We start from the raw sequence: 983 nt of genomic DNA on the forward strand, positions 1-983 counted from the left end.
AGTATCTGTAGGTCTTCTAGGTAACGCGGCCGACGTTTTCTCTGAGCTTGTTGAGCGCAATATCACACCAGATGTAGTTACAGACCAAACCTCTGCGCACGACCCACTAAATGGTTACCTACCACAAGGTTGGAGCATGTCTCACGCAGCAGAAATGCGTCTGCAAGATGAAGCCGCTGTTGTAAAAGCAGCGAAGAAATCCATGGCAGTACAAGTGCAAGCGATGCTTGATCTGCAAAGCCGTGGCGCGGCGACTCTCGATTACGGTAACAACATTCGTCAGATGGCACTGGAAGAAGGCGTAGAAAATGCGTTTGATTTCCCAGGTTTCGTTCCTGCTTATATTCGTCCTTTATTCTGTGAAGGCATTGGGCCTTTCCGTTGGGCAGCTCTATCAGGTGACCCAGAAGACATTTACAAAACCGACCAAAAAGTAAAAGAGTTGATTCCTGACAACCCACATCTGCATAACTGGTTAGATATGGCGCGTGAGCGTATTCAGTTCCAAGGTCTTCCGGCTCGTATTTGTTGGGTAGGTTTGAAAGATCGTGAGCGCCTTGGTCAAGCGTTCAACGAAATGGTGAAAAATGGTGAGCTGAAAGCTCCTATCGTTATTGGTCGCGACCACTTAGATTCAGGCTCTGTAGCAAGCCCGAACCGAGAAACAGAAGGCATGATGGACGGCTCTGACGCAGTATCAGACTGGCCACTATTAAACGCATTATTGAACACTGCTGGCGGCGCAACATGGGTATCACTTCATCACGGTGGTGGCGTAGGTATGGGCTTCTCCCAACACTCAGGTATGGTCATTTGTTGTGACGGTAGTGACGATGCTTCTCAACGCATTGCTCGCGTACTGCATAACGACCCTGCAACGGGTGTAATGCGTCATGCTGATGCGGGATATGATATCGCCAAACAATGTGCAGCCGAGCAAGGACTGGATTTACCAATGCTCAACGAAGAACTGAAGAAGCTCA

The 983-nt window shown here is 48.9% G+C and carries 1 protein-coding gene; it reads left to right on the top strand.

Going from position 1 to position 983, the window contains the following annotated elements; genetic code table 11:
- On the top strand, positions 1–983 hold a 983-nt coding region (hutU, locus tag R7Z50_RS25070; protein ID WP_318149432.1), incomplete at both ends, for a urocanate hydratase.

Source organism: Vibrio sp. 1249-1, assembly GCF_033340495.1.